Source organism: Photorhabdus caribbeanensis, from assembly GCF_018448885.1.
Taxonomy (GTDB): domain Bacteria; phylum Pseudomonadota; class Gammaproteobacteria; order Enterobacterales; family Enterobacteriaceae; genus Photorhabdus; species Photorhabdus caribbeanensis.
This window is the reverse complement of the sequence record NZ_RCWB01000045.1, coordinates 25,472-33,941: the sequence shown is the minus strand read 5'-3', so window position 1 is coordinate 33,941 and position 8,470 is coordinate 25,472. Positions and strand designations below refer to the sequence as shown.

Sequence of the window (8,470 nt, the reverse complement as noted above, 5' to 3'; positions counted from 1 at the left end):
GTCAGGTACTGGCAAAACCCGGTTCAATCAAGCCACACACCACTTTCGAATCAGAAGTTTATATTCTGAGCAAAGACGAAGGCGGCCGTCATACGCCATTCTTCAAAGGCTACCGTCCACAGTTCTATTTCCGTACAACTGACGTAACCGGCACAATCGAGCTGCCAGAAGGCGTGGAAATGGTGATGCCAGGTGATAACATTCAGATGAAAGTGACCCTGATTGCGCCAATCGCAATGGACCAGGGTCTGCGCTTCGCTATCCGTGAAGGCGGCCGTACTGTAGGTGCTGGTGTTGTTGCTAAAATTATCGCATAATTTTTTGATGTGATTACACTAAAAGGGCATCAACCGATGCCCTTTTTGTACGTTGTCTTAATAAGAACCTATCTCATCAATAGTTGTTTTTAATTATTGGTGAGATAGGCTCTGATGCAACGAATTGGCTATATCTCTCTCAGATATACAATGTCATACTGAATTATGGCGCCAAGTCAGATACAATCACTCAAATTTTTTGGTTCGGTCTGATTTGTTTTGCTCTTGCGAGGCAAGCTGGCTATCTATTTAAATCATAGTTACAGGTTGGTTTATGAGTGCGAATAGCGATGCTCAAGAAAGCAGGCGCAGTCTTGAGGTAATGAAATGGCTATTAGTGGCAGCCTTATTAACGGTTGCTATCGTTGGAAACTACCTTTATCGGGAGTATAGCCTTCCTCTACGCGCGATGGCGGTTGTTGTTATTGTTGCTCTTGCGGGAGCGGCTGCGCTCTGGACTGCGAAAGGGAAAACCACACTGGCTTTCGCCCGCGAAGCCCGCATTGAAATGCGTAAAGTCATTTGGCCAACTCGCCAGGAAGCGCTGCATACAACTTTGATTGTTGCGGCAGTCACTGCATTGATGTCTTTGATCCTATGGGGTCTTGACGGTATCCTGGTGCGTTTAGTTTCATTTATTACAGGCCTGAGGTTCTAAGATGTCAGATTCCCCAAAAAAACGTTGGTATGTTATACAGGCATTTTCCGGGTTTGAAGGTCGCGTTGCACAATCTTTACGTGAACATATCAAATTACATGATATGGAAGATTCTTTTGGCGAAGTGATGGTGCCAACAGAGGAAGTTGTTGAGATTCGTAGCGGTCAGCGTCGCAAAAGTGAACGCAAATTTTTCCCTGGGTATGTGCTGGTACAAATGATCATGAACGATGCAACATGGCATCTTGTTCGCAGCGTACCACGCGTCATGGGTTTTATCGGTGGCACATCTGACCGTCCGGCGCCAATCAGTGATAAAGAAGTTGATGCGATTATGAATCGTCTTCAACAGGTTGGTGATAAACCACGGCCAAAAACATTGTTCGAACCAGGCGAAATGGTTCGTGTCAGCGATGGTCCATTCGCAGACTTCAATGGTGTTGTAGAAGAAGTCGATTACGAGAAGAGCCGCTTGAAAGTTTCAGTTTCTATCTTTGGTCGTGCGACACCTGTTGAGCTGGATTTCAGCCAGGTAGAAAAGGCGTAATTTTCGAGCATATTTTTGCTGGCTTGCAATAGGTGAGAAATTAACATACAATTTCGCGCCTTTTGTTTTTTAGTAGCCTGGCTTGGATCAGGCGGGGCTGAAATAACAGGGGAGCCTTTTAAATAAAGGCGATACCACCCACATAGAGGAAAATTATCAATGGCTAAGAAAGTACAAGCCTATGTCAAGTTGCAGGTTGCAGCTGGTATGGCTAACCCAAGCCCTCCAGTAGGTCCTGCTCTCGGTCAGCAGGGTGTTAACATCATGGAATTCTGTAAGGCGTTCAATGCTAAAACTGACAGCATTGAAAAAGGTCTGCCAATTCCTGTTGTGATCACTGTTTATTCTGATCGTTCTTTCACTTTCGTTACTAAGACCCCTCCAGCGGCAGTTCTGCTGAAGAAAGCAGCGGGCATTAAATCAGGTTCCGGCAAACCGAACAAAGACAAAGTTGGTAAAGTAACCAGCGCGCAGGTTCGTGAAATTGCTGAAACTAAAGCTGCGGATATGACAGGTGCCAGCGTTGAAGCAATGATGCGTTCAATTGAAGGTACTGCTCGTTCCATGGGCCTGGTAGTGGAGGGTTAATCGATGGCTAAACTGACCAAGCGCATGCGCACAATCCGCGAAAAAGTGGATGCAACTAAGCAGTATGACATTAACGAAGCCGTTGTTTTGCTGAAAGAGCTGGCCACCGCTAAATTCGTAGAAAGCGTTGACGTTGCTGTTAACCTCGGCATCGACGCTCGTAAATCTGACCAGAACGTACGTGGTGCAACGGTACTGCCTCACGGTACTGGCCGTTCCGTTCGCGTAGCTGTATTTACCCAAGGCGCAAATGCAGAAGCTGCTAAAGCAGCGGGCGCTGAGCTGGTAGGTATGGAAGATCTGGCTGAACTGGTTAAAAAAGGCGAAATGGACTTTGACGTTGTTATCGCCTCTCCAGATGCAATGCGCGTTGTTGGCCAATTAGGTCAAATCTTGGGTCCACGTGGTCTGATGCCAAACCCTAAAGTAGGTACTGTAACTCCTAACGTTGCTGAAGCTGTACAGAATGCTAAAGCGGGTCAGGTTCGTTACCGTAACGATAAAAACGGCATTATCCACACCACCATTGGTAAAGTTGACTTTGATGCTGACAAACTGAAAGAAAACCTGGAAGCTTTGCTGGTTGCGCTGAAAAAAGCTAAACCATCTTCTGCTAAGGGTGTTTACATTAAGAAAGTTAGCCTGTCCACTACTATGGGCGCAGGTGTTGCTATTGACCAGTCAGGTCTGAACGCTTCAGCTTAATTTTAGCTGAATGTGATTATCGCTTTACCTTGGCGTCAGATTTGTCTAAAATTTGGCGCCTTGTATTTGGCTAGTAAGTTTTTTATTAGCTAAATAAAAAATTTTCGGTTGGAGCTTGGCCTAATCCAAGCCCCGTCCAAGACCGCAGGTGTAAGTAATTACTTAATATTCCTGCGTAGACGGTGACAGAGCCAAATGACATTCATTTCTGGATTCTGCTCACCGTGTTTTAGAGCTCAGGCACTTTTGGTGTTGTGAGTTATGTGAGTTCCGGGGTTTTCCCGGTTAATCCAGGAGCAAAAAGCTAATGGCACTAAATCTTCAAGACAAACAAGCGATTGTTGCTGAAGTCAGCGAAGTAGCCAAAGGCGCGCTGTCTGCGGTTGTTGCGGATTCCCGTGGCGTTACTGTAGATAAAATGACTGAACTGCGTAAAGCAGGTCGCGAAGCTGGCGTTTACATCCGTGTTGTGCGTAATACACTGATCCGCCGTGCTGTTGAAGGTACTGCTTATGAGTGCCTGAAAGAAGCGTTTATTGGTCCAACCTTGATTGCTTTCTCTAACGAACATCCGGGCGCCGCTGCTCGTCTGTTCAAAGAGTTCGCGAAAGCGAATCCAGCATTCGAGATTAAAGCAGCAGCCTTTGAAGGTGAGTTTATCTCTGCGGCCAATATTGACCGTTTGGCGACACTCCCAACTTACGAAGAAGCAATCGCACGCCTGATGTCAACCATGAAAGAAGCCGTTGCAGGCAAACTGGTTCGTACTCTGGCTGCGTTACGCGAGAAGAGAGAAGCGGCTTAATCGCCAGGTCTCCTTCGTGCTTTTTAACGTATAAATTATTTCTGAATTTTAGGAACACTTGTTATGTCTATCACTAAAGAACAAATTCTGGACACAGTTGCCACAATGTCCGTTATGGATGTTGTTGAGCTGATCACTGCAATGGAAGAGAAATTCGGCGTTTCTGCTGCGGCAGCGGTAGCTGTTGTTGCTGGTGCGGCTGAAGCTGTTGAAGAAAAAACTGAGTTTGATGTTGTCCTGTCTGCTATTGGCGGCAACAAAGTTGCTGTTATCAAAGCAGTACGCGGTGCAACTGGCCTGGGTCTGAAAGAAGCGAAAGATCTGGTTGAAAGCGCTCCAGCAGTACTGAAAGAAGGCATCAGCAAAGATGACGCTGAAGCACTGAAAAAATCTCTGGAAGAAGCAGGTGCTTCTGTTGAGGTTAAGTAAGTTTAGTTTTAAGTTAGCAGCCTGACTTTAAAGGCTGATGGCTGGTGATTTTTTAATCACCAGCCTTTTTGCGCTGTAGGGCATTAGCAGCATTTCCACTGTTTGGCTGTTAATTAACCCCCAAATACTTTTTCCTATTGACGACTTAATATACTGCGTTCTCAGCTACGATCCACTCGGGTAGCTCGGTAGTAAGGTAACGCAATGAAATGATTTAAGAGTAATAGCAATGAGTATTACGGAAAATAATTCAATTTTCTGTTCGAAAAAACAGTGTCGTAAAGAGCTGTCCTTTAGGGCGGGCAGAGTGGGTCACTGATCAGCGAGCTGAGGAACCCTATGGTTTACTCCTATACCGAGAAAAAACGTATTCGTAAGGATTTTGGTAAGCGTCCCCAAGTGTTGGACGTACCTTATCTCCTTTCTATCCAACTTGACTCGTTCCAGAAGTTTATCGAGCAAGATCCAGAAGGCCAGAATGGTTTAGAAGCGGCATTCCGTTCTGTATTCCCAATTCAGAGCTACAGCGGCAGTTCGGAGCTGCAATACGTTAGCTACCGTCTTGGTGAGCCAGTGTTTGATGTTAAAGAGTGCCAGATTCGTGGTGTAACTTATTCTGCGCCTCTGCGCGTGAAGTTGCGTCTGGTTATCTATGAACGTGAAGCACCGGAAGGCACGGTCAAAGACATCAAAGAGCAAGAAGTCTACATGGGTGAAATTCCGCTCATGACTGACAACGGTACTTTTGTTATCAATGGTACTGAGCGGGTTATTGTTTCCCAGTTACATCGTAGTCCTGGTGTATTCTTTGACAGCGATAAGGGTAAAACTCACTCATCCGGTAAGGTATTGTATAACGCGCGTATTATTCCTTACCGTGGTTCTTGGTTAGATTTCGAATTCGATCCAAAAGATAATCTGTTTGTACGTATTGACCGCCGCCGTAAATTGCCGGCAACGATTATTCTGCGTGCAATGGATTACAGCACTGAAGAGATCTTGAACCTGTTCTTCAGTAAAACGATTTTCGAAATTCGTGACAACAGACTGCAAATGACGTTGGTACCAGAACGTTTGCGTGGTGAAACCGCTTCTTTTGATATTGAAGCAAACGGCAAGGTTTATGTTGAAAAAGGCCGTCGTATTACCGCACGTCATATCCGCCAGTTAGAAAAAGACGAAGTGAACCGTATTGAGGTTCCTGTTGAATATATTGCGGGTAAAGTTGTTGCAAGAGACTACATTGATGTCAATACAGGTGAAATTATCTGTGCTGCTAACATGGAGCTCTCTTTAGATCTGCTGGCACGTTTGAGCCAGTCTGGTCACAAATCTATCGAAACACTGTTCACCAACGATTTAGATCACGGTGCATATATTTCCGAGACACTTCGTGTTGATCCAACCAATGACCGTTTGAGTGCTTTGGTTGAGATTTATCGCATGATGCGTCCTGGTGAGCCACCAACCCGTGAAGCGGCAGAAAATCTGTTTGAAAATCTGTTCTTCTCAGAAGATCGCTATGATCTTTCTGCGGTTGGTCGTATGAAATTCAACCGCTCATTGAGCCGGGAAGAAGTTGAAGGCTCCGGTATCCTGAGTAAAGATGACATCATTGATGTCATGAAGAAACTCATTGATATCCGTAATGGTAAAGGTGAAGTCGACGATATCGACCACTTAGGCAACCGTCGTATCCGTTCTGTTGGCGAGATGGCGGAAAACCAGTTCCGTGTAGGTCTGGTACGTGTTGAACGTGCAGTTAAAGAGCGTCTGTCTCTGGGCGATCTGGATACACTGATGCCTCAGGACATGATCAACGCTAAGCCGATTTCAGCCGCAGTGAAAGAATTCTTTGGTTCCAGCCAGCTATCTCAGTTCATGGACCAAAACAACCCGCTTTCTGAAATCACTCACAAACGCCGTATCTCTGCGTTAGGCCCAGGTGGTTTGACTCGTGAGCGTGCTGGCTTCGAAGTGCGTGACGTACACCCAACCCACTATGGCCGTGTATGTCCGATCGAAACCCCGGAAGGTCCGAACATCGGTCTGATTAACTCATTGTCTGTTTATGCGCAGACTAACGAGTATGGTTTCCTTGAAACCCCATATCGTCTGGTGCGTGATGGTGTTGTTACGGATGAAATTCATTACCTGTCTGCGATTGAAGAAGGTAACTTCGTTATCGCACAGGCCAACACCGTATTAGATGATGAAGGCCACTTCGTTGAAGATCTGATAACTTGCCGTAGTTATGGCGAATCCAGCTTATTCAATCGTGAACAGGTTGAATATATGGACGTTTCCACCCAGCAGGTGGTTTCCGTTGGTGCTTCCTTGATCCCATTCCTGGAACACGATGACGCCAACCGTGCATTGATGGGTGCAAACATGCAACGTCAGGCTGTTCCTACTCTGCGTGCTGATAAGCCGCTGGTTGGTACAGGTATGGAACGTGCGGTAGCGGTTGACTCCGGTGTAACGTCTGTTGCTAAACGCGGTGGTGTGGTTCAGTACGTTGATGCATCTCGTATCGTTATCAAAGTAAACGAAGATGAGATGTATTCGGGTGAAGCAGGTATTGATATTTATAACCTGACTAAATATACCCGTTCTAACCAGAACACCTGTATTAACCAGATGCCGTGCGTCTCTCTGGGCGAACCGGTGGAACGTGGCGACGTACTGGCTGACGGCCCATCCACTGACTTAGGTGAACTGGCGCTTGGTCAGAACATGCGCGTAGCGTTCATGCCGTGGAATGGTTATAACTTCGAGGACTCCATCTTAGTTTCTGAGCGTGTTGTCCAAGAAGATCGCTTTACAACCATTCATATCCAGGAACTGGCTTGCGTATCTCGTGATACCAAATTAGGGCCTGAAGAGATCACGGCTGACATCCCTAACGTGGGCGAAGCTGCGCTCTCCAAATTGGATGAATCTGGCATCGTTTATATTGGTGCGGAAGTGACCGGCGGTGACATTCTGGTTGGTAAAGTGACACCTAAAGGTGAAACTCAGCTAACGCCAGAAGAAAAATTGCTGCGTGCTATTTTCGGTGAGAAAGCGTCTGATGTTAAAGACTCTTCTCTGCGCGTACCAAATGGCGTATCCGGTACGGTTATCGACGTACAAGTATTTACCCGTGATGGCGTAGAGAAAGATAAACGTGCTTTAGAAATCGAAGAGATGCAACTGCGTCAGGCGAAGAAAGACCTGACAGAAGAGTTGAGAATCTTTGAAGCTGGCCTGTTTGCACGTATCCGTTCTGTTTTGATTGCTGGCGGCATCGAAGCTGAAAAACTGGATAAACTGCCTCGTGAGCGTTGGTTAGAACTGGGTCTGGCTGATGAAGAGAAACAGAATCAGTTGGAACAGTTGGCTGAACAGTATGACGAACTCAAAGCTGAGTTCGAGAAAAAACTGGATGCTAAACGCCGTAAGATCACTCAGGGTGATGATCTGGCGCCAGGTGTGCTGAAAATCGTCAAAGTTTATCTGGCGGTTAAACGTCAGATTCAGCCTGGTGATAAGATGGCGGGCCGCCACGGTAACAAGGGTGTTATCTCCAAGATCAACCCGATCGAAGATATGCCTTACGATGAAAACGGCACGCCGGTAGATATCGTACTGAACCCACTGGGCGTACCATCACGTATGAACATTGGTCAGATCTTGGAAACGCATCTGGGTATGGCTGCGAAAGGTATTGGCGACAAGATCAATGCGATGCTGAAACAGCAGCAGGAAGTTGCCAAACTGCGTGAATTTATCCAGAAAGCTTATGACCTGGGTGATGAAACCCGTCAGAAAGTTGATCTGAGCACTTTCTCTGATGAAGAAGTTATGCGTTTGGCAGAAAACCTGAAAAAAGGCATGCCAATTGCAACACCGGTGTTTGATGGTGCGAAAGAGAAAGAAATTAAAGAGCTGCTGAAACTGGGTGACTTGCCAACTTCTGGTCAAATTACCCTGTTTGATGGTCGTACCGGTGAGCAATTTGAGCGTCAGGTTACTGTTGGCTACATGTATATGCTGAAGCTGAACCACCTGGTGGATGACAAAATGCACGCCCGTTCAACCGGTTCGTACAGCCTGGTTACTCAGCAACCGCTGGGTGGTAAGGCACAGTTCGGTGGTCAACGCTTCGGTGAGATGGAAGTGTGGGCATTGGAAGCATATGGTGCTGCGTACACCTTGCAGGAAATGCTCACCGTCAAGTCCGACGATGTTAACGGCCGTACCAAGATGTATAAAAACATCGTGGATGGCAACCACCAGATGGAGCCAGGCATGCCGGAATCTTTCAACGTATTGTTGAAAGAGATCCGCTCTCTGGGTATCAACATCGAGCTGGAAGACGAATAAATCGTATTCCGGCTGGTACTGCCCTGAATGGAGATGACGGGCAGTTTACCAGC

General features: G+C 46.5%; 8 protein-coding genes. All 8 read left to right on the top strand.

All coding sequences use genetic code 11. The features are described 5' to 3' along the window. A partial coding sequence (locus EAE90_RS20780; protein WP_479687644.1) for an EF-Tu C-terminal domain-related protein occupies positions 1-317 on the top strand: 317 nt, incomplete at its 5' end. A gap of 274 nt (positions 318-591) precedes the next feature. Continuing rightward, the gene (gene secE / locus EAE90_RS20775; protein WP_049585758.1) at positions 592-975 is read left to right on the top strand and encodes a preprotein translocase subunit SecE; all 384 of its coding nucleotides are present in this window, start codon (positions 592-594) and stop codon (positions 973-975) included. Position 976: 1 nt separating this feature from the next. Then, entirely contained in the window at positions 977-1,522 is a 546-nt protein-coding gene (nusG, locus tag EAE90_RS20770; protein ID WP_011144820.1) for a transcription termination/antitermination protein NusG, read from the top strand. Between the two features lie 159 nt (positions 1,523-1,681). Then, positions 1,682-2,110: a 50S ribosomal protein L11 gene (rplK, locus tag EAE90_RS20765; protein ID WP_036771650.1), complete on the top strand. Its 429-nt coding sequence runs from the start codon at positions 1,682-1,684 to the stop codon at positions 2,108-2,110. Positions 2,111-2,113: 3 nt separating this feature from the next. Further along, on the top strand, positions 2,114-2,815 hold the full coding sequence (gene rplA, locus EAE90_RS20760) for a 50S ribosomal protein L1 (RefSeq protein WP_214055104.1): 702 nt from the start codon (positions 2,114-2,116) through the stop codon (positions 2,813-2,815). 307 nt (positions 2,816-3,122) lie between these two features. Beyond that, positions 3,123-3,620 (top strand): 50S ribosomal protein L10, encoded by a 498-nt coding sequence (rplJ, locus tag EAE90_RS20755; RefSeq protein WP_214055103.1) that lies wholly within the window; start codon positions 3,123-3,125, stop codon positions 3,618-3,620. Positions 3,621-3,683: 63 nt separating this feature from the next. Continuing rightward, positions 3,684-4,049, top strand: a complete 366-nt coding sequence (rplL, locus tag EAE90_RS20750) for a 50S ribosomal protein L7/L12 (RefSeq protein WP_214055102.1) — start codon at positions 3,684-3,686, stop codon at positions 4,047-4,049. A gap of 339 nt (positions 4,050-4,388) precedes the next feature. Continuing rightward, complete coding sequence (gene rpoB / locus EAE90_RS20745) at positions 4,389-8,417, top strand: DNA-directed RNA polymerase subunit beta (RefSeq protein WP_214055101.1); 4,029 nt, start codon at positions 4,389-4,391, stop codon at positions 8,415-8,417. The last annotated feature ends 53 nt before the right edge of the window (positions 8,418-8,470 follow it).